The sequence below is a fragment of the Actinomycetota bacterium genome (assembly GCA_036280995.1).
Taxonomy (GTDB): Bacteria; Actinomycetota; CALGFH01; order CALGFH01; family CALGFH01; genus CALGFH01.
Window position 1 is genome coordinate 1 of record DASUPQ010000302.1, and the last position, 19,500, is coordinate 19,500.

Here is a 19,500-nt window from a genome sequence, read left to right on the forward strand (position 1 = left end):
GCCAGCTGGCCAGCACCTGCGGCGTCGACGCGGGCCAGGTCGGTGGCTAGCCCCGGCGGCTAGAGGCCGCGGAGGAACCGGGCCGCGACCGGGGCGGCGACGCGGCCGCCGACGCCGCCGTCCTCGACCACCACCGAGAAGGCCAGGTCGCCGCGGAAGCCGATGAACCAGGCGTGGGTGGGCAGCGGGTCGCCGGTGCCGAACTCGGCCGTGCCGGTCTTGCCGGCGGTCTTGCCGGGCAGGCCGGCCGGGGCGGCCGTGCCCTCGGTGACCACCCGGCGCATCAGGGTCCGCAGGGTGGTGGCGACCTTGGGGTCCAGCGGCTCGGGGGGGTCGGCCTCGGCCGCCTCGCCGGCGACCAGGGTGGGCTGGCGCCAGCGGCCGTCGGCCACGGTGGCCGCGACCAGGGCCATCTGCAGGGGGCTGGCCACCACCCGGCCCTGGCCGAAGGCCTCGGCGGCCAGGTCGGCCTTGTCCGCGGGGGCCGGCACGCGGCTGGTCACGGCCGGGATGCCGGGGGACGGGTCGAGCCCGAACCCGAACCGGTCCGCGGCCGCGACCAGCTCGTCGCCGTCCAGCCGCTTGGCCGCCTGCTGCACGAAGGCGGTGTTGCAGGAGTGGGCGAAGGCGCTGGAGAACGGGATCCGGCCCAGCACCTCGTCCTCGAAGTTGCCGAAGGTGCGGCCGCCGACCTTGGTCTCCTTGGGGCAGTCGACCGGGTCGCCCGGACGCAGCCCGCCGGCCAGCAGGGCCCCGGCGGTGACCACCTTGAAGGTCGACCCGGGCGGGTAGCGGCCGAGCAGGGCCCGGTTGTAGCCCTCGAACGGGGTGCTGACCACCGCCACCAGCTCACCGGTGGACGGCCGCACGGCCACCAGGGCGGCCGGCTTGCTCACCGGGTCCAGGGCCGCCTCGGCGGCCCGCTGGGCCTGCGGGTCCAGGGTCGTCTCCACGGCCTCGCCGTCGGTGCCGGCGAACTCGTGGAGGACCTTGGTCGCCTCGCCGTCCTCGCCGCCCTGGCCGTCCTTGGCGGCCAGGCGGACCTCGCCGGACGGGGTGCCGGCGAGCTGGCGCTCGAACGCCGCCTCGAGGCCGTTGCCGTGGCCGGTCCGGTCGCCCGTCTGGTAGGGAGCGCCCAGCTCCTTGAGGTCGTCGGCGGTCACCGGCCCGACCGAGCCGAGCAGCATCCGGGCCGAGGCCGGCCCGTTGTACTCCCGGCCCTCGCCGGACGGGAACGACAGGCCGGGCACGGGGTAGATGTCGTCCCGGATCAGCTCGAAGTCGGCCTCGGCCAGGGTGACCACGGGGACGGCCTGGTTCGGGCGGCGCTCGGCCTCGGCCAGGGCCCGCCTGGCCGTCTCGGCCGGGACCTCGGCGTGGGTGGTCAGGGCGTCGACGACCTCGGCCGGGTCCTTGACCCGCTCGCCGACGACGGTGATCGTGATCACCGGACCGGGCCCGGCCAGCTCGGAGCCGTCGGCGGCCAGGATCGGCGCCCGCTCCGGCCAGGTCCGGGTCCGCTGGAAGCGGAGCCCGGCGGTCAGCTCCGGGTGGAGGGTGGCCGGCGACCAGTCGACCAGCCAGCGGTCGTCGCGCCGGACGAGGCGCAGCACCCCCTCATACGGCCACTCCCCCAGCGCCCGCAGGGTCAGCTTGGCCTGGAACGGGACCTCGGCCCGGTCGTCGGTGACGGTGGCCGTCCCGGGAGCGAAGCTGGCCTTGGTGACCCGCAGGTCCTCCATCATGTCGGTGTGCTGCCTGGCGAAGTCGGCCGGCGGCGCGGCCACCTGGGCCTGCATGGCCGGCCAGTCCTTGCCCGCCCAGGCCTCCAGGTAGGCGGCCGCGACCGGGTCGGGCCTGGCCTTGGGCCGCAGGTACCACCATGCCCCGGCCCCGGCGGCGGCCAGCACCACCACGGCCACCAGCCCGACGATCACCCGGCGACGCATCGCGGCAGTTTAGCCGACCCCGGCCTCGGCCATGGCCCGGAGCTCGCGGCGCAGGTCGCCGACCTCGTCGCGGATGCGGGCGGCGTACTCGAAGCGGAGCTCCTTGGCCGCCTCGTGCATCTCCTCCTCCAGGGAGGCGATGAGGCGCTCCAGGTCGGCCCGGGGCATGCCGCTGACGGCCGGCTCGCCGCCGCGGCGGCCGGCCCGGCCTCGGGCCGGGGTGGGGGCGCGGCCCTTGCGGGCCCTGCCGCCAACGGCCGTGCCCTCGTCCTCGCCCCGCAGGGCCTGGATGATGTCGGTGACCCGCTTGCGGACGGTCTGGGGGTCGATGCCGTTGGCGGCGTTGTAGTCGATCTGGAGCTTGCGGCGGCGGTTGGTCTCCTCGATGGCCCGGGTCATCGACGGGGTGACCTGGTCGGCGTACATGATCACCTGGCCGTCGACGTTGCGGGCGGCCCGGCCGATGGTCTGGACCAGGGAGGTCTCCGAGCGCAGGAAGCCCTCCTTGTCGGCGTCGAGGATGGCCACCAGGGTCACTTCGGGCAGGTCGAGGCCCTCGCGCAGCAGGTTGATCCCGACCAGGGTGTCGAACTCGCCAAGGCGCAGGTCGCGCAGGATCTCGATGCGCTGCACGGTGTCGATCTCGGAGTGGAGGTACCGGACCCGCAGGCCCATCTCCAGCAGGTAGTCGGTCAGGTCCTCGGCCATCTTCTTGGTCAAGGTGGTGACCAGGACCCGCTGGTCGCGCTCGACCCGCGAGCGGACCTCGTGGATCAGGTCGTCGATCTGGCCCCTGGTCGGGCGGACCAGCACCTCGGGGTCGACCAGCCCGGTGGGGCGGATGATCTGCTCGACCACCGCTCCCGACTCGCGCCGCTCGTAGGGACCGGGGGTGGCCGACACGAACACCCGCTGGCCGACCCGCTCCCAGAACTCGTCGAAGCGCAGCGGCCGGTTGTCCATGGCCGAGGGCAGCCGGAAGCCGTGCTCGACCAGGGTCACCTTGCGGCTGTGGTCGCCCTCGTACTGGCCCTGGAGCTGGGGCACGGTCACATGCGACTCGTCCAGGAACAGCACGAAGTCGTCGGGGAAGTAGTCGATCAGGGTGAACGGCGGGCTGCCGGGGTCGCGGCCGTCGATCGGCCGCGAGTAGTTCTCGATCCCGTTGCAGGTGCCGACCTCGCGCAGCATCTCCAGGTCGTAGTTGGTGCGCATGCGCAGCCGCTGGGCCTCGAGCAGCTTGCCGTCTGCCTCCAGCTCGGCCAGGCGCTCGCCCAGCTCGACCTCGATGGCGGCGATGGCCCGGCGCATCCGCTCCGAGCCGGCCACGTAGTGGGTGGCCGGGAACACGTACAGCTCGTCCCGCTCGCCGACGATCTCGCCCGTGACCGGGTCCATGATCAGGATCCGCTCGACCTCGTCGCCGAAGAACTCCAGGCGCACGGCCCGCTCCTCGTACGCCGGGAAGATCTCCAGGGTGTCGCCCCGGACCCGGAACTTGCCGCGGACGAAGCTCAGGTCGTTGCGGTCGTAGTGGATGTCGACCAGCTTGCGCAGCACTCCGTCGCGGTCGTAGCTCTCACCCGCCTTCAGCCACAGCATCTGGTCGCGGTACTCCTGGGGCGAGCCCAGGCCGTAGATGGCCGACACCGAGGCGACCACGATCACGTCGCGGCGGGTCAGCAGCGACAGGGTGGCCGAGTGGCGCAGCCGGTCGATCTCCTCGTTCATCGAGGAGTCCTTCTCGATGTAGGTGTCGGTCTGGGGGATGTAGGCCTCGGGCTGGTAGTAGTCGTAGTAGGAGACGAAGTACTCGACGGCGTTGTCGGGGAACAGCTCCTTGAACTCGTTGGTGAGCTGGGCCGCGAGCGTCTTGTTGGGGGCCATGACCAGGGCCGGACGGTTCAGCCGCTCGATCACCCCGGCCATCGAGCGGGTCTTGCCCGAGCCGGTCACGCCCAGCAGCGTGACCCCCTGCTCGCCGGCCTCGAGCGCGTTGGCCAGCCCGTCGATGGCCGCCGGCTGGTCGCCGGCGGCGGGCATGTCGGTGACGAGCTTGAACGCGGGCATCGGGGGGAACTCCATGGCTGAAGCGGAACCGAACCTCCAGTGTACGAGCCGGCTGCGACAGTCGCCGTGGCCGGAGCTTGACCAGGCCGAGATCCGGCAGGGGTAGAGTAGGCGGCCGTGCCCCCCGAACGGCCGCGAGCTGGGAGCGTCATGGAGAGCTTCGTCATCAAGGGCGGACAGCCGCTGAGCGGCACCATCCGCCCGTCCGGGAACAAGAACGCCGCGTTGCCCATCGTGGCCGCGTCGCTGCTGGCCGACGAGCCGGTGGTGCTGCACAACGTGCCGCAGATCCTGGACGTGGACACGATGATGGAGCTGGTCGCCTCGACCGGGGCGACGGTGGAGCGGACCGGCCCCAACCAGGTCCGGATCGACCCGCGCGGCCTGCGCCGGGCGTCGCTCGACCCGGTGCTGTGCGCCCGCATCCGCGCGTCGGTGCTGCTGGCGGCGCCGCTGGTGGCCAAGACCGGCCACTGCCTGCTGCCGCCCCCCGGCGGCGACGTGATCGGCCGGCGGCGGCTCGACACCCACCTGCTGGCCTTCCGCAGCCTCGGGGTCCAGGCCAGCTTCGACCGGGCCCTGGAGCTGGAGGTGGGGCGGCTCCGCGGGGCGTCGATGTTCCTCGACGAGGCGTCGGTGACGGCCACCGAGAACGCCATCATGGCCGCCGTCCTGGCCGAGGGCACGACCGTCATCGGCAACGCCGCCTGCGAACCCCACGTCCAGGACCTGTGCCGCTTCCTGGTCGGCCTGGGCGCCCGCATCTCCGGCATCGGGTCGAACCTCCTGACCATCGAGGGGGTGGAGCGGCTCCGCGGGGGCGAGCACACCATCGGGACCGACTACATCGAGGTGGCCAGCTTCGCCGCCCTGGCCGCCGTGACCGGGGGTGAGCTGACGATCGAGGGCGTGGTCGAGGACGACCTGCGCCCGGTCGAGGTCGGCTTCTACCGCCTGGGGCTGACCTGGGAGCTGGACGGGGACCGCCTGCGGGTGCCGCGCGACCAGACCCTGGAGGTCGAGGACGACCTCGGCCAGGCCATCCCCAAGATCGACGACGGTCCCTGGCCGGCGTTCCCGGCCGACCTGACCTCGATCGCGGTCGCGGTCGCCACCCAGGCCAGCGGCACCCTGCTGATCTTCGAGAAGATGTTCGAGAACCGGCTGGTGTTCGTGGACAAGCTGGTCGGCATGGGGGCCCGGATCATCATCTGCGACCCCCACCGGGTGGTCGTCAACGGCCCCACCCGCCTGTACGGGGAGCGGCTGGAGTCGCCCGACATCCGCGCCGGCATGGCCCTGCTGCTGGCCGCCCTGGCCGCCGACGGCGAGTCGGTCATCGGCAACGTCGGCCAGATCGACCGGGGTTACGAGCGCATCGACGAGCGGCTCCGCACCCTCGGGGCCAACATCGAGCGCACCGGCTGACGTGCTGGGAGGGCGGGATTGGCCCTAGGCGCCGGCGACTGCGAGCGGCTCCACGACGGCCTGATCGCCCAGCCGGTCAACACCGCCTCGGCCCTGGCCTTCGTCGCCGTCGGCGCCTGGCTGGCCGGCCGGGGCCTAGGTGCCGGCGCCGGTCCCGCCCGGCCGGCATCGGTCGGATTCGGGCTGGTCGTGGCCGCCGCCGGCGTCGGCAGCGTCGACTACCACGGCCCCGGCTCCCCCGCGGCCCGCCTGCTGCACGACGGCACCCTGTATGCGGTGGCCGGGTTCGTGGCCTGGCGGGAGGTCGCCCGGCGGGTCGGCCGGGGCCGCCTGGAGCCGCGGCGCCGGACCGCCTACCGGGCCGCCCTGGCCGCGGCCGCCGCCGGCGCCGCCTGCTGGTGGCTGGGCCGCACCGCCAGCCCCGTGTGCGACCCCGACAGCCTCCTCCAGGGCCACGCCGCCTGGCACCTGCTGGCCGCGGCCGCCCTGGCCTGCTGGGCGGGGGCCGTCCTCGACCCGCCGGCTCAGGCCAGGTCGTAGAAGCCGATGTCGGAACGCCTGATCGTGACCAGGACCGCGTCCGAGCTGCGCTGGGCGTCGGGGGGCGGGCTCTCGGTCAGGATCAGCTGGAAGTAGAGGCTGCGCAGGAAGGCGGTGACGTTGGCCCGGGCCGCCGACTCGGCCTCGCTGGCGTAGGCGGCCCGCCAGGACTCCTGACCGGGGGCGGCGGTGAAGCGGTCCAGCCAGGCGACCAGCCAGCTGCGGTCGATCAGGTTGCGCCGGAGCGCGTTGAGGACGGCGTAGGCCAGGCGCTCGTCCTCGTGGTGGACGAAGACCTCCGGGACGGGGGTGAGCAGCCGGTCGGCGATCGCGCCCAGGATCCGCTGGAGCTCGGCCGCGCCCAGGTGGGGGCTGCGGGCCAGCATCATCAGCAGGTCGGCGGTGTGGCCGACGGCGTTGGCCCAGCCCGGCCCCGGGACCCAGCTGCGCAGGTCCTTCTCGCGTACCAGGTAGCCGAGGGCCGCCTCCAGGAAGCCGTCCAGGTCGGCCTGGTCGAGGAACGGGCTGGCGTTGTCGAAGGCGACGATCTCCATGAGGATCAGCACCGAGTAGGTGCGCAGGTACACCGAGTCGGTGCCCTGCTCGCCGAGGCCGGCCTCCAGGTTGGCGGTCATCTGCTTGGCCATGGTGCGCAGCTGCTCGCCCCCGTACTGGCCGCGCTCGATCCAGGCGGCCAGGATCCGGTAGGCGAACTCGTCGCGCAGCTCCGGGTCGGTGGAGCCGAGCCAGCCGAGCAGCTCCGGGGTGAGCTCCGCGACCCACTCGCCTTGGGGGAGGGCGTTCTCGTCGTTGGCGATGACCCGCCAGAAGCTCCGGTCCATCAGCCGGACCCCCCGCCAGAAACCAGGTCGACAAGTCCCTTGAGCGACTCCACCCGATGGGTGCCGTTCGGTTCCGGATAGCGGGCGAACCGGTCGATCAGAACGGGGGTGAGCCCGACCGCCCGGGCCGCGTCCACGTCGTTGACCGGCTGGTCGCCGACGTGCACCGTGGCCGCGGGGTCGGCCCCGGCCTCCTGGACGGCCCACCGGAAGATGGCCGGGTCGGGCTTGGCCACCCCGAGCTTGCCCGAGATGGCCACGACCGCGAACAGGTGGTCGACCCCCTGGAGGGCCAGGACGTCCTCCAGCCACGGCTCGAAGTTGGACACCACCCCCAGCGTGACCCCGCGGCCGGCCAGCTCCTCAAGGGCCGGTCGGACGTCGTCGAACAGCCGGTACCCGGCCGGGTCGCTGAACGCGGCGAACAGCGCCTCGGCCAGCTCCTCGCCCTGGTGGTGGCCGAGGCCGGCCAGCACCTGCCGGTAGAAACCGACCCAGAAGCTCCGCTGGGTGGCCGGGTCGGTCCAGTCGCTCGGCCAGCTGGCCGCCCGGACGGCGTCGGCGATGGCGGCGTCGACGGCCGCCTCCTCCAGCGGCAGGCCGTGGTCGGCGGCCACGGCCACGAACCGTCCCTGGAAGCTCGGCGCGGGCGCCAGCAGGGTGTCGCCGGCGTCGAACAGCACGCAATCGAGCGGGTCGGGAATGGGGGGCAGACGGCTCATACTGCGCAGGCTACAGCTCCGAACCGGCCCCAGTCACGACCGCCGACCGCCCTCCGGACCTCCCGCGCGCGCCGCCAGAAGACCCTGGAGCTCCTCCCAGACCTCGTCGACCCGGCGGCCGAGCTTCTCCAGCGAGCCGCTGTTGTCGATCACGATGTCCGCTCTGGCCAGGCGTTTCTCCGGCTCGAGCTGGGCGGCGATGCGGTTGGAGGCGTCCCGCTCCCCCAGCCCCTTGGCGGCCAGCCGCTCGACCTGGATCTCGTGGGGCGAGTGGGTGACGATCACCACGTCGACGCCCTCGGCCAGCCCGGCCTCGATCAGCAGGGCCGCGTCCAGGACCACGACAACGTCCTGGTGCTGGTGGGCCTCGAGCCGGTCGGCGATGCGGGCGAAGATGGCCGGGTGGGTGATCTCGTTGAGCAGGGCCAGCTTGGCCTTGTCGGCGAACACGATGTCGGCCAGGGCCTGGCGGTCGATCTGCCCGTCGGGGTGCAGCACCCCGGGACCGAAGTGCTCGCGGATCTTGCACCAGGCCGGCGTGCCCGGCATCACCACCTGCCGGGCGATGTGGTCGGCGTCGATGACCTCGGCGCCGCGTTCGGCGAGCATGGCCGAGACCGTGCTCTTGCCCGAGGCGATGCCTCCCGTCAGCCCGACCAGCAGCATGTCCGCCGCCCCCTCAGGTGTGGTCCCGCTGACCGGCCGACCGTGCCGCCGGAGCGGCGCGCTGGGCCTCGCGGCCCGGCCCGCTACTCGCCGGCGTTCTTGCGCTTCAGGTCCTCGACGATGTTCTCGAGGGTGTCGTCGCCCGCGGCCTCGGCCTGGCCGGCGTCGCCGGCCTCGCCGGCCTCGGCCTCGCCGGCCTCGGCCTCGGGGGTCGGCTCGCCCTCCTGCCCCTGCTCCTCGACCGGCTGGCCCTCGGCGTCGTAGGTGCCCTCGTAGAAGCCGGCCTCCTGGAACGCCTCGGCCATGGCCGTCCCCGGCATCACCCCGATGGGGTTGCCCTGCTCGTCATAGACGTAGCTGCCGTCGGCGTAGTCGCCCTCGGCATAGGCCCCCTCGGCGTAGACGCCCTCGGCGTACTCGCCTTCGTAGCCCTGGTAGGCGCCCTCTTCCAGGGCCAGCTCGTCCTCCTGGGTGGTGAGCTGGGCCTGGTCCTGGGCGGCCTGCTTGAGCGACAGGGAGATGCGGCGGCGGTCCAGGTCGATGTCGATCACCTTGACGGTGATCTCCTCGCCGACGCTGACCACCTGCTCGGGGATGTCGACGTGGCGCTCGGCCAGCTCCGAGATGTGGACCAGGCCCTCGATGCCGTCGTCGACCCGGACGAAGGCGCCGAAGGGCACCAGCTTGGTCACCCGGCCCGGGATCAGCTCGCCGATCTGGTGGGAGCGGGCGAACTGGCGCCACGGGTCCTCCTGGGTCGCCTTGAGCGACAGCGAGACCCGCTCGCGCTCCAGGTCGACGTCCAGGACCTCGACCTCGACCTCCTGGCCGACCTCGACCACCTCGGAGGGGTGGTCGATGTGCTTCCAGGACAGCTCGGACACGTGCACCAGGCCGTCGACCCCGCCCAGGTCCACGAAGGCGCCGAAGTTGACGATGCTGGAGACGACGCCCTTGCGGACCTCGCCCTTGCGCAGGGTGTGCAGGAACGCCCGGCGGGTGGCCGACTGGGTCTCCTCCAGCCAGGCCCGGCGCGACAGGACCACGTTGTTGCGGTTCTTGTCGAGCTCGATGATCTTGGCCTCGAGGGTGCGCCCGACATAGGGGTGCAGGTCGCGCACCCGGCGCATCTCGACCAGGGAGGCGGGCAGGAAGCCGCGCAGGCCGATGTCGAGGATCAGGCCGCCCTTGACGACCTCGATGACGGTCCCCTCGACGATCTCGTCGTTCTCCTTCTTCTTCTCGATCGTGCCCCAGGCCCGCTCGTACTGGGCCCGCTTCTTGGACAGGATCAGGCGGCCGTCCTTGTCCTCCTTCTGCATGACCAGGGCCTCGATGTGGTCACCGAGACTGACGACCTCGTTGGGGTCGACGTCATGCTTGATGGACAGCTCGCGGGAGGGGATGACGCCCTCGGACTTGTAGCCGATGTCGAGCAGGACCTCGTCGCGGTCGACCTTCACCACGTAGCCGTCGACGATGTCACCTTCCTCGAAGGCCTTCAGCGACTCCTCGTAGGCGGCCGCGAGGTCTTCGGCGGAGCCGACATCGTTCTGTGTCACCTGGGTGGTTACCCCAGAGACGTCCTGCTCGGTTGCGGTGGGTCGCTCGGTGGACTCGGTCAACTGCTCGTCTCCTAGACTGTCGGACAGAAGGCTCCCCCTGCAGACGTTTTCGTGGCGGTGAGGCGACGCGATGAGCGTCAGAACACACTGGCAGAAAAGCCCACAGTGGTTCGGCAGATGGTAGCCGTCGCAGCTTCGTCGCGTCAACGGTCCATGCGCGTATGACCTGCGAGTTTGTGGTCCTTCGAGAAAGGATGGTCAAGTGACCGAGCCGCTCTACCAGCACGACGCCTACCTTGCCGCCTTCGATGCGCAGGTCACCGGGGTCGAACCCGATGGTGTCGTCCTCGACCGGAGCGCGTTCTTTCCCGGCGGGGGCGGGCAGCCGGCCGACATCGGCATCCTCGAAACCGGGGGGGTCGAGCTGGCCGTGACCGGCGCCCAGCGCCGCGAGGGCCGGGTCGTGCTGCTGGTCGACGGCGAGCCGCCGCCGGCCGGGGCCAAGGTCCGGGGCCGGCTCGACTGGCAGCGCCGCCACGCCCTGATGCGGACCCACACCGCCCTGCACATGCTGTCGGGGGTGATCGGCCGCGACTACGGGGCGCTGGTCACCGGGGGCAACTTCGAGGAGCAGAAGGCCCGGATGGATTTCGAGCTGTCCTCGATGAGCGCCGAGTTCGCCGAGGCGGTCGAGCGGGCGCTGCGGGTCGAGGTCGACGCCGACCGGCCGGTGCACGTGTCGTTCCTGTCCCCCGAGGAGTTCGCCTCGCGGCCCGAGCTGATCCGGACCAAGGCCAACCTGGTCCCCCAGGGCCTGACCGAGATCCGGGTGATCGACATCGAGGGCCTGGACCGCCAGGCCGACGGCGGCACCCACGTGGCCTCGACCGGCGAGGTCGGCACCATCTACGTGGTCGGCCACCAGTCCAAGGGCAAGGGCAACAAGCGCCTGCGCATCGCCCTCGACCCGGTGCCGGCCCCGCCGTCCCGCTCGGAGTGACCGGCGAGTGACCGAGGCGAGCTGGGTCGGCTGGGTCGCCCGGCTCCAGGCGATCGCCCAGGCGGGGCTGGAGCTGACCGACGGGCCGTACGACCGGGAGCGCTACGCGGCCCTGCGCGCCCTGGCCACCGAGATCGCCGCCGCCCACCTGGAGCTGCCGTCGCCGGCCGAGCGGATGGCCCTGGACGAGCTGCTGGCCGGGGACGGCGGCTACCCGACGCCCAAGGTCGACGTGCGCGCCCTGGTCCGGCGGGACCGGGAGGTGCTGCTGGTGCGGGAGCGGGCCGACGGCCGCTGGTCGCTGCCGGGCGGCTGGGCCGACGTCGGCTGGTCGCCGGCGGCGATGGTCGAGCGCGAGGTCGCCGAGGAGTCCGGCTTCCAGGTCCGGGCCCGGCGGCTGCTGGCCCTGTGGGACCGGTCACGCCACAACCCGGGGCTGTACCCCCACTCGGTCTACAAGGTGGCGGTCGCCTGCGACCTGCTCGGCGGCGAGGCCCGGCCCAGCATCGAGACGCTGGCCGCCGGCTGGTTCCCGCCCGGCGCCCTGCCCGAGCTGTCCACCGGCCGCATCACCGCCGCCCAGATCGCCCGGCTGATCGAGCTCGACGACCACCCGGAGCTGCCGCCCGACCTCGACTAGAACAGTGGCCGGTGTTCTAGCCCCTGGGCTGGCGGGCGGCCAGGCGGGTGCCGGCCACGGCCCCGACCAGGGCGCAGAGGGCGACCAGGACCAGCCAGGCGGTCGGGAACCGGGCCGGGGCCGGCTCGGCCGCGGCGGCTGCCCCGGCGGATGCGGCCTCGGCCGGCGCGGCCCGGCCGGGCGGGGTGCCGGAGTCGGCGACCTCCACCACCGACGAGCCCGTGCCCTGGCCGTCGCCGACGACCACCACCCCGACCATGCCCGGGTGGGCGTAACAGAAGAAGGGGTAGGTGCCGGCGCCGTCCAGGCGGACGGTGGTGCGGTCCCCGATCCGGCCATCCCAGCCCCACCCGCCCCCGGGCCGGGCCAGCGGGTGGTCGAGCTGGTCGCGGTTGACGATCGTCACCTCGCCGCCCTCGGCCACCCGCAGCACGGTCGGGCTGAAGCACATGTCGCGCAGGGCCAGGGTGGTGCCCCGCCCCTCGGTGGCCGGCGAATGGCAGCCCCCGCCCCCGCCCGCGGCGGCCGGCGGCGCCGCGGCCAGCAGCCCGGCCAGGACGGCGAGGAGCGGGACGAGGACGGACAGCCGGCGTCGGCGCATTGCGGGCTCCTCTCCTTCGAGGTCGATGCCCCTGGTACACCGCGGCGACGGTCCGGGTTCCCAGGGAGTTCGGGGCCATGAGCTCGACGCAGAGCAGGATCCCGATGGCCGGGAACACCGGCGAGAACGGCACCCGGAACGGCCGCGGCATCTCCGGGCGGACCCGCCGGAGGAGGATGACCCCCGCGTTGACCAGCCACGAACGCGAACGGGGTGCCGATGTTGACCAGCTCAACAATGGCGCTCAGGGGCCGAAGGCGGCCAGCAGGGCGATGCCCACCCCGAAGATCAGGGTCAGCCGCGCCGGCGTGCCGGTCCGCGGGTTGACCTCGGCCAGCCGTTCGGGGATGAGCCCGTCGCGGGCCACGGCGACCATGATCCGGGTCTGTCCGTACAGGGTGGCCAGCATGACGCTGGTGATGGCGACCAGGGCGCCGAAGGCGACCAGCGCCGCCGCCCAGCTGATGCCGGCGCCCTCCTCCAGGGCGAAGGCCAGCGGCGCCTCGCTCTCCTGGAGCTCGCTGGCGGGCAGGATCCCGACCGCGGTCACCGACACCAGCACGTACACGATGGTGGCGATCAGCAGGGAGCCGCAGATGACGATGGGCAGGTCGCGGCTGGGCTTCTTGGCCTCCTCGCTGCCGGTGGAGACGGCGTCGAAGCCGATGAAGGCGAAGAAGATGATCGCCCAGCTTCACGACCACCATGACGGTGTTGGCCCGGGCCGTCTCGCGGGCGCCCTTCATCAGCAGGGCGGTGACGGCGGCGACGATCAGCACCGCGGGCAGGTTGAAGGTCCCGCCTTCCTCCGGGGAGATGGCCAGCGCGTCCGGGATCCTGATGCCGAAGCCGGTGTCCAGGAACTCGTTGAGGTTGCCGCCCCAGCCGACCGCCACCGCGGCCACAGAGACGCCGTACTCGAGCACCAGGTCCCAGCCGATGATCCAGGCCACCAGCTCGCCGAGCGTGGCGTAGGCGTAGGTGTAGGCGCTGCCCGCGATCGGGATCGAGGAGGCCAGCTCGGCGTACGACAGGGCCGAGAACAGGCAGGTCACGGCGGCGAGGACGAACGAGACGGTGACCGCCGGGCCGGCGTCGGCGAACGGAACTCGCCATGGCGGCCGCCCTCGGCGTCGGTCAGCGGCCGGTCGTCCGCATGGCCGCCCTGGCCTTGTCGACGTCGTCGACCCCGATGACCAGACGGCTGCGGGTGGCCAGGTAGGTCAGGCTGACGTCGATGCCGGCCTCGGCCAGCGGGGCGAGCAGCTCGGCCAGGGCGCCCGGCCGGTCCTCGATGTCGGCCACGATCACCTCGTGCTCGCCGCGGACCACGAAGCCGGCCCTGGCGGCGGCCTCGCGGGCCTCGGGCGCGTTCTCGACCAGCACGTGGATGATCCCTTCGGGCCCGAACTGCTGTCCTGAGACCCCCTGGAGGTTGACCCCGGCCTCGCTGAGGGCCGCGGTGAGCTGGGCGAGCGTGCCCGCCTGGTACGGGAGGATGAAGAGTAGATCCTTCATCGCAGACTCCTCCCCTCGGGGGGACCAGGTGTCTACTCTGGTCCGGGTTCGGGGCGAATGTCCAGGGTCGCGGTCAGTGCTGGGCCTCGGCCCAGGAGCGGCCGGTGGCCATGGACACCTCGAGCGGCACCCGGAGCTCGTAGACGCCCTGCATCTGGCGGCGGACCAGCTCGGCCAGCCGCTCGCCCTCGCCGGGCGAGACCTCGAAGACGAGCTCGTCGTGCACCTGGAGGACCATGCGGCTGGCCAGGCCCTGGTCGGTCATGGCCCGGTCGACGGCGACCATGGCCATCTTGATCAGGTCGGCCGCCGACCCCTGGATGGGCGCGTTGAGCGCCATCCGCTCGGCCATCTGCCGCCGCTGCCGGGAGTCGGAGGCCAGGTCGGGCAGGTAGCGGCGCCGCCCGAGGATGGTCGAGGTGTAGCCGTCCCGCCTGGCCTGGGTGACGACCGCGTCCAGGTAGGCCTTGACCTTGCCGAAGCGCTCGAAGTAGGCGTCCATCAGCGCCCGGGCCTCGTCCGGGGGGATGCCGATGCCCTGGGCCAGCCCGTAGGCGGACAGGCCGTAGGCGAGACCGTAGGTGACCATCTTGACCCGGGCCCGCAGGTCGCGGTCGACCTGGTCGGGGGGCAGCCCCCAGACCATCCCGGCCACGGTGGCGTGCACGTCCTCACCCCCCAGGAACGCCTCGATGAGGGCCTCATCCCCGGCCAGGTGGGCCAGGACCCGGAACTCGATCTGGGCGTAGTCGGCCACCAGCAGGCCCTCGGCGTCGGGCCCGGCGATGAACGCCCGGCGGATCTCGCGGCCGGCCTCGGTGCGGATGGGGATGTTCTGCACGTTCGGGTTCTGGGTGGAGAGGCGGCCGGTGGAGGTGATCAGCTGGTTGAACTGGGCGTGGATGCGGCCGCTGGCCTTGTCGACCAGCTTGGGCAGGGTGTCGACGTAGGTGTTCTTGAGCTTGGCCACCTCGCGGTAGCCGATCAGGGCGTCGAGGATCGGATGGGGGTCGGTGGCGGCCAGCTGCACCAGGGCGTTGTGGTCGGTGGTGTAGCCGGTCTTGATCCGCTTGGTCTTGGGCAGCCGCAGCTTCTCGAACAGGATCTGCTGGAGCTGGGGATTGGAGCCGATGTTGAACTTCTCCCCGGCCAGCTGGTAGACGCGGGCCTCGTAGTCGGCCAGGCGGGCGTCGAGGCGGTCGCGGATCTCGTCCAGCACCGACAGGTCGACGGCGATGCCGGTCCGCTCCAGCTTGGCCAGGATCGGCACCAGCGGCAGCTCGACGTCGTCGACCAGCCGGCCGACCTCCATGGCGGCCAGCTCCTCGTCCAGCTTGACGGCCAGCTCCCCCACCGCCTGGGCCCGCAGGCACCAGTCGGGCCAGGTCTCGTCCTCACCGGCGGTGTCGAGGGCCAGCTGGGTGCCCTCCCCGGCCGGCCGCTCGTCGGTCCCCGCCCCCTCGGGCCGCAGCTCCTTGCGCAGGTAGCGCAGGGCCAGGTCGGCCAGGTCGTAGGTCCGCTGGGCGGGCAGGGCCAGGTAGGCGGCCAGGGCGGTGTCCATGACCAGCCCGCGAAGCTCCCAGCCGCGGGCCCAGACGGCCAGGTACAGGTACTTGGCGTCGTGGGCCAGCTTGGGCCGCTCCGGGTCGGCCAGCAGCGCCGCCAGCGCCTCCAGGTCCTCGGGCCCGGCCCCGTCCTCCAGGTCGAGCCAGACCGCACCGCCCTCCTCGTTGCCGTCGGCCCACAGGCCGGCGCCGGTCAGCTCGGCCCGGCCGGGCCCGGTGCGCAGGCGGGCGGCCAGGGCGACCGGCTGGCCGGCCGGCACCCCGGCCAGCCAGGCGGCCAGCTCGCCCTTGCCCAGCCGGCGGGCGTCGACCTCGAACCCGGTGTCGACCGGCCCGGTGTCGACCGCGGCCGCGAACAGCCGCTCACGCAGCGGATGGAACTCCAGGGTGTCGAACAGCCGGTGGATCTCGGCCCGGTCCCAGGCCCCCATGCGCAGGTCGCGGACCCCGACGGGTAGGGGCACGTCGTCGCGCAGCCGCATCAGCTGCTTGTTGCGGAGCACGTCGTCGCCGTGGGCGAGCAGGTTCTCCTTGAGCTTGCCCCGCTGCTCGGCGGCGTGGGCCACCACCTCCTCGGCGGTCCCGTAGGTCTGGACCAGCTTGGTGGCCGTCTTGTCGCCGACCCCGGGGACGCCGGGCAGGTTGTCCGAGGGGTCGCCGCGCAGGGCGGCCACGTCAATGTAGCGGCCCGGGGGCACGCCGTAGCGCTCCTCGACGGCGGCCTCGTCGTAGATGGCGGTGTCGGTGATGCCGCGCCGGGTCATCATCACCCGGACGCTGGCCTCGTCGTCGATGAGCTGGAGGTTGTCCCGGTCCCCGGTGACGACCAGCACCGGCAGCGACTCGTCCCTCGCCTCCCTGACCAGGGTGGCGATCAGGTCGTCGGCCTCGTAACCGGCGACCTCGACCACCGGGATGCGCAGGGCGGCCAGCACCTCGCGGACCAGCGGCATCTGGGAGCTGAAGTCGTCGGGGGTGGTCCGGCGGTTGGCCTTGTAACCGTCGTAGACGTCGTGGCGGTAGGCGGGCCGGCCCAGGTCGAAGCAGACCGCGATCCGGTCCGGGGAGAAGTCGCCGAACAGCTTCACCAGCATGGTGGTGAAGCCGTAGACGACGTTGGTCAGCTGCCCGGTGGTCGTCTGGAGGTCGCTGGGCAGGGCGAAGAAGGCCCGGTAGGCGAGGCTGTGCCCGTCCAGCAGGACCAGCGGGGATGGGGTCGGCGGTTCCGAGGTGGCCACGCGGCCGAGTCTATCAACCGCCTCCGTCGGGGCCGACCAGGCTGTCCACCCTGGAGCTGACCTGGCGTCGCATGACCAGCCGGGTGCCCCCGTCGATCCGCTGCAGCCGGACCTCGTCGACCAGCTGGAGGATCAGCCACAGGCCGCGGCCGCCGGTCTGGAGGGCGGGCGGGGGCTCGGCCGGCAGGCGGGGCAGGTGGGGGGTCGGGCCGCCGTCGCGCACGACCATCTCGATCCACCCGCCGTCGGCCTTGACCGACACCAGCACCGGGTCACCGGCCCGCGAGCCGTGGCGGATGGCGTTGCTGACCGCCTCGTCGAGGGCCAGGAGCACGTCGGCGACCACCTCCTCGTCGACACCCTCCAGGGTCCGGGCGACCGAGCGCCGAAGGTCGGGAAGGCAGGAGGAGCTGGGTGGCAGGGTCAGGTTCAAGGTGTCCGCCATCTGCTCGTCGGTGTGCTCAGGTCGGGACGGTCACCTCCTACCCCGGTCGCCGACGCCCTCAAACCGCCCGAGCGAGGATCTCGTCCGGATCGGGACCTAGACTCCTGCCCGCCGGGACGGCACCCGGGGCGAGCCAGGTGGGAGGAACCGCGCGGAGGCTCGGAACTCATCGTCGCAGGTGCGACCTGCAACGATGCTGGACCCGTTGCGCCGCAAGGGAATGGTCCGGTTGACCCTCTGCCCGCCCGGCTGTTAGCGTGCCCGCAATCGGGGTCCCCACGGGGGCCCCGAGGTCCGTCCGGCGCGGGGGTCCGAGGACCGAGTAGAGAACGCGCGCACTCGGGGAAGGTGCGCGAACGGAGCCAAAGGCTCTCGGCCCCCGCCGGACCGGCAGTCACCCCCCAAACCCCAACCCCGCGATGTCGGGGCCCCTGAACGGGAGGGTAGCCGACGCGCGGATAGGGTGCCCGGCGCTGTCCACACCCCCACCCCGCGATCTTTCGGCCTACTCCTCGCCCAGGTAGGCCTTGCGGACCTGCTCGTTCTCGAGCAGGGCGCTGGCCTCGTCCTCGAGGACGATCCTGCCCGTCTCGATCACGTAGCCGCGGTGGGAGAGGCTGAGCGCCTGGGCGGCGTTCTGCTCGACCAGCAGGACGGTCACGCCCTGGTCGTTGATGTCGCGGATGGTGTCGAAGATGGTCTGGACCATCAGCGGGGCCAGTCCCATCGACGGCTCGTCCAGCAGCAGCAGCCTGGGCCGGGCCATCAGCGCCCGGCCAATGGCCAGCATCTGCTGCTCGCCGCCCGAGAGGGTCCCGGCGGCCTGCCGGGCCCGCTCCTTCAGGATCGGGAACAGCTCCATGATCCGGTCCATGTCCTCGCGCTGCCCGGCCGCGTCGCGGCGGACGAACGCCCCCATCTCCAGGTTCTCGCGCACGCTCATGCGCGGGAAGATGCGCCGCCCCTCGGGCGACTGGGCCACCCCGAGGGTCACGACCTCGTGGGCCGGCACCAGGTCGATCCGCTGGCCCTCGTAGAAGATCGCCCCCTCGCGCGGCCGCAGCAGCCCGGACACGGTCCGCAGGGTGGTCGTCTTGCCGGCCCCGTTGGCGCCGATCAGGCAGACGATCTCGCCCTTGTTGACGTGGAAGGACAGGCCCTTGACGGCCTCGATGTTGCCGTAGAAGACGTGGATGTCCTTGACGTCGAGCAGCGCCTCGTCCATCTACGACGCCGCCTTCCCGAGATAGGCCTCGATGACCTTGGGGTCGCGCTGGACCTCCCGGGGCAGGCCCTCGGCCAGCTTCACGCCGTGGTCGAGCACGGTGACCCGGTCGGAAATCCCCATGAGGAACTTCATGTCGTGCTCGATGACCACGATCGACAGCCCCTGTCCCCGGATGCGCTGGACCAGCGCGGCCGCCCTGGCCGTCTCCTGCGGGTTCATGCCGGCCGTGGGCTCGTCCAGCAGGACCAGCTTGGGCTCGGTGGCCAGGGCGCGGGCGATCTCCAGCCGCCGCATGTCGCCGTAGGGCAGGTTGCGGGCGAGCTCGTCGCCCTTGCCGGCCAGGCCGACGAACTCCAGCAGCTCGGCCGCGCGCTGGAAGCTCTCCCGCTCCTCGCGGCGGAACCGGGGCCCCCGGATCACCGAGGAGACCACCCCCTCCCGGGTCCGGCAGTGCCGGCCGACCAGCACGTTCTCGCGGGCGGTCATGTTCGCGAACAGCCGGAGGTTCTGGAACGTCCTGGCGATCCCGAGCTTGGTGATCCGGTCCGGCGGAAAGCCGTTGATCCGCCGGCCCTCGAACAGCACGTCGCCCTCGCTGGGCGCGAACATGCCGGTGATGCAGTTGAAGAAGGTGGTCTTGCCGGCCCCGTTGGGGCCGATCAGGCCGATGATCTGGCCCTGGCCGACGGTGAGGTCGACCTCGCGCACCGCCACCAGCCCCCCGAACCGGCGGGTCACCTTGCGCGCCTCCAGGATCGGCGTGCCGTCGCCGGCGGGTCCCGGCCGCGGCGCGGGCCCGGCCGTCGTCGCCGTGGGATCCGTCATCTCCCGCTCCTGACGTCGAAGAGCTGTTGGGATTCGGCGGCGGCGGTCTCGCCGGTGGCGTGCAGCTCGCGGCGGCGGCGGGCCGAGGGCAGCAGCCCCTCGGGACGGAACCGCATGATCAGGATCAGGGCGAACCCGAACACCAGGAAGCGGATGTCGGAGAACTCCCGCAGCTTCTCGGGGAGGAAGGTCAGGATGATCGCCCCCAGCACCACCCCGGGCGGGTTGCCGAGGCCGCCCAGCACCACCATGGCCAGGATCAGCACCGAGAACGGGAAGGTGTAGGAGTCGGGCGACACCTGGGTGAGCAGGTGGGCGTTGACCGCCCCGGACATCCCGGCGAACCAGGCCCCGGCCCCGAAGGCCAGCAGCTTGATGACGGTGGTGTTGATGCCCATGGCCGCGGCCGCGACCTCGTCCTCGCGCACCGCCACCCAGGCCCGCCCGATGCGCGAGTCGTTGAGCCGGTAGATGGTGGCCAGGGTGAGGGCGATCAGGGCCAGCAGCAGATAGTAGTAGATCGCGTTGCCGCTGATCTCGAACCCGGCGAAGGTGAAGCCCTCGCCCATCGACCAGCCGCCGACCACCGGGTCGGGGATGGAGGAGATGCCGTTCGGGCCCCGGGTGATGGGGTCGAGGTTGTTGAGGCTGATGCGGA

General features: G+C 72.4%; 18 protein-coding genes and 1 pseudogene. 4 read left to right on the plus strand and 15 right to left on the minus strand.

Annotated features, from left to right (window positions below; genetic code table 11):
• Positions 1-59: 59 nt before the first annotated feature.
• Complete coding sequence (locus VF468_10150) at positions 60-1,949, minus strand: penicillin-binding transpeptidase domain-containing protein (protein HEX5878671.1); 1,890 nt, start codon at positions 1,947-1,949, stop codon at positions 60-62.
• A 9-nt stretch (positions 1,950-1,958) separates the two neighbouring features.
• Positions 1,959-4,034 (minus strand): excinuclease ABC subunit UvrB, encoded by a 2,076-nt coding sequence (gene uvrB, locus VF468_10155; protein HEX5878672.1) that lies wholly within the window; start codon positions 4,032-4,034, stop codon positions 1,959-1,961.
• Between the two features lie 135 nt (positions 4,035-4,169).
• On the opposite strand from uvrB, the gene murA reads away from it, so the two are divergent.
• On the plus strand, positions 4,170-5,447 hold the full coding sequence (murA, locus tag VF468_10160; GenBank protein HEX5878673.1) for a UDP-N-acetylglucosamine 1-carboxyvinyltransferase: 1,278 nt from the start codon (positions 4,170-4,172) through the stop codon (positions 5,445-5,447).
• Between the two features lie 18 nt (positions 5,448-5,465).
• A complete protein-coding gene (locus VF468_10165) occupies positions 5,466-5,987 on the plus strand; it encodes a hypothetical protein (GenBank protein ID HEX5878674.1) in 522 nt (173 codons plus the stop codon).
• Here the strand turns inward: VF468_10165 and VF468_10170 are convergent.
• The 4 genes from VF468_10170 to rpsA form a co-directional block, all read right to left on the minus strand.
• Complete coding sequence (locus VF468_10170) at positions 5,972-6,829, minus strand: DUF2785 domain-containing protein (GenBank protein HEX5878675.1); 858 nt, start codon at positions 6,827-6,829, stop codon at positions 5,972-5,974. The genes VF468_10165 and VF468_10170 overlap by 16 nt on opposite strands.
• The gene (locus VF468_10175) at positions 6,829-7,551 is read right to left on the minus strand and encodes an HAD-IA family hydrolase (protein HEX5878676.1); all 723 of its coding nucleotides are present in this window, start codon (positions 7,549-7,551) and stop codon (positions 6,829-6,831) included. Before VF468_10175 ends, VF468_10170 begins: the two co-directional genes overlap by 1 nt.
• A 33-nt stretch (positions 7,552-7,584) precedes the next feature.
• Positions 7,585-8,217: a dephospho-CoA kinase gene (coaE, locus tag VF468_10180; GenBank protein ID HEX5878677.1), complete on the minus strand. Its 633-nt coding sequence runs from the start codon at positions 8,215-8,217 to the stop codon at positions 7,585-7,587.
• 83 nt (positions 8,218-8,300) lie between these two features.
• Positions 8,301-9,842 carry a 30S ribosomal protein S1 gene (gene rpsA, locus VF468_10185; protein HEX5878678.1) on the minus strand — a complete coding sequence of 514 codons (1,542 nt, stop codon included), beginning with the start codon at positions 9,840-9,842 and terminating at the stop codon, positions 8,301-8,303.
• A gap of 202 nt (positions 9,843-10,044) precedes the next feature.
• Between rpsA and VF468_10190 the strand changes: the two genes are divergently transcribed.
• Together VF468_10190 and VF468_10195 are read left to right on the plus strand one after the other, a co-directional pair.
• Complete coding sequence (locus tag VF468_10190; protein ID HEX5878679.1) at positions 10,045-10,782, plus strand: alanyl-tRNA editing protein; 738 nt, start codon at positions 10,045-10,047, stop codon at positions 10,780-10,782.
• 7 nt (positions 10,783-10,789) lie between these two features.
• Positions 10,790-11,422 carry an NUDIX hydrolase gene (locus VF468_10195; protein HEX5878680.1) on the plus strand — a complete coding sequence of 211 codons (633 nt, stop codon included), beginning with the start codon at positions 10,790-10,792 and terminating at the stop codon, positions 11,420-11,422.
• A 16-nt stretch (positions 11,423-11,438) separates the two neighbouring features.
• On the opposite strand, the gene VF468_10200 is transcribed toward VF468_10195, so the two are convergent.
• The 9 genes and pseudogenes from VF468_10200 to VF468_10240 form a co-directional block, all read right to left on the minus strand.
• Complete coding sequence (locus tag VF468_10200) at positions 11,439-12,023, minus strand: hypothetical protein (protein ID HEX5878681.1); 585 nt, start codon at positions 12,021-12,023, stop codon at positions 11,439-11,441.
• Positions 12,024-12,267: 244 nt separating this feature from the next.
• A complete protein-coding gene (locus VF468_10205) occupies positions 12,268-12,708 on the minus strand; it encodes an amino acid permease (protein HEX5878682.1) in 441 nt (146 codons plus the stop codon).
• Between the two features lie 64 nt (positions 12,709-12,772).
• Positions 12,773-13,078, minus strand: a pseudogene (locus VF468_10210) (amino acid permease).
• An 82-nt stretch (positions 13,079-13,160) separates the two neighbouring features.
• Positions 13,161-13,541 carry an amino acid-binding protein gene (locus tag VF468_10215; protein HEX5878683.1) on the minus strand — a complete coding sequence of 127 codons (381 nt, stop codon included), beginning with the start codon at positions 13,539-13,541 and terminating at the stop codon, positions 13,161-13,163.
• A gap of 73 nt (positions 13,542-13,614) precedes the next feature.
• Complete coding sequence (gene polA / locus VF468_10220) at positions 13,615-16,344, minus strand: DNA polymerase I (protein HEX5878684.1); 2,730 nt, start codon at positions 16,342-16,344, stop codon at positions 13,615-13,617.
• A 13-nt stretch (positions 16,345-16,357) separates the two neighbouring features.
• Positions 16,358-16,789 carry an ATP-binding protein gene (locus VF468_10225; GenBank protein HEX5878685.1) on the minus strand — a complete coding sequence of 144 codons (432 nt, stop codon included), beginning with the start codon at positions 16,787-16,789 and terminating at the stop codon, positions 16,358-16,360.
• A 505-nt stretch (positions 16,790-17,294) separates the two neighbouring features.
• On the minus strand, positions 17,295-18,014 hold the full coding sequence (locus tag VF468_10230) for an ABC transporter ATP-binding protein (protein ID HEX5878686.1): 720 nt from the start codon (positions 18,012-18,014) through the stop codon (positions 17,295-17,297).
• Positions 18,015-18,842, minus strand: a complete 828-nt coding sequence (locus VF468_10235) for an ABC transporter ATP-binding protein (GenBank protein HEX5878687.1) — start codon at positions 18,840-18,842, stop codon at positions 18,015-18,017.
• Positions 18,839-19,500, minus strand: a 662-nt coding sequence (locus VF468_10240) for a branched-chain amino acid ABC transporter permease (protein HEX5878688.1), incomplete at its 5' end; no start/stop codon positions are given. The genes VF468_10240 and VF468_10235, both read right to left, overlap by 4 nt.

Excerpts from the sequence above, each read along its gene's own strand:
- VF468_10150 (HEX5878671.1), bottom strand. The coding sequence starts at position 1,949 with ATGCGTCGCCGGGTGATCGTCGGGCTGGTGGCCGTGGTGGTGCTGGCC.
- coaE (HEX5878677.1), bottom strand. The coding sequence starts at position 8,217 with ATGCTGCTGGTCGGGCTGACGGGAGGCATCGCCTCGGGCAAGAGCACG.
- VF468_10230 (HEX5878686.1), bottom strand. The coding sequence starts at position 18,014 with ATGGACGAGGCGCTGCTCGACGTCAAGGACATCCACGTCTTCTACGGC.
- VF468_10170 (HEX5878675.1), bottom strand. The coding sequence starts at position 6,829 with ATGGACCGGAGCTTCTGGCGGGTCATCGCCAACGACGAGAACGCCCTC.
- murA (HEX5878673.1), top strand. The coding sequence starts at position 4,170 with ATGGAGAGCTTCGTCATCAAGGGCGGACAGCCGCTGAGCGGCACCATC.
- VF468_10215 (HEX5878683.1), bottom strand. The coding sequence starts at position 13,541 with ATGAAGGATCTACTCTTCATCCTCCCGTACCAGGCGGGCACGCTCGCC.
- VF468_10200 (HEX5878681.1), bottom strand. The coding sequence starts at position 12,023 with ATGCGCCGACGCCGGCTGTCCGTCCTCGTCCCGCTCCTCGCCGTCCTG.
- VF468_10235 (HEX5878687.1), bottom strand. The coding sequence starts at position 18,842 with ATGACGGATCCCACGGCGACGACGGCCGGGCCCGCGCCGCGGCCGGGA.
- uvrB (HEX5878672.1), bottom strand. The coding sequence starts at position 4,034 with ATGGAGTTCCCCCCGATGCCCGCGTTCAAGCTCGTCACCGACATGCCC.
- VF468_10225 (HEX5878685.1), bottom strand. The coding sequence starts at position 16,789 with ATGGCGGACACCTTGAACCTGACCCTGCCACCCAGCTCCTCCTGCCTT.
- VF468_10175 (HEX5878676.1), bottom strand. The coding sequence starts at position 7,551 with ATGAGCCGTCTGCCCCCCATTCCCGACCCGCTCGATTGCGTGCTGTTC.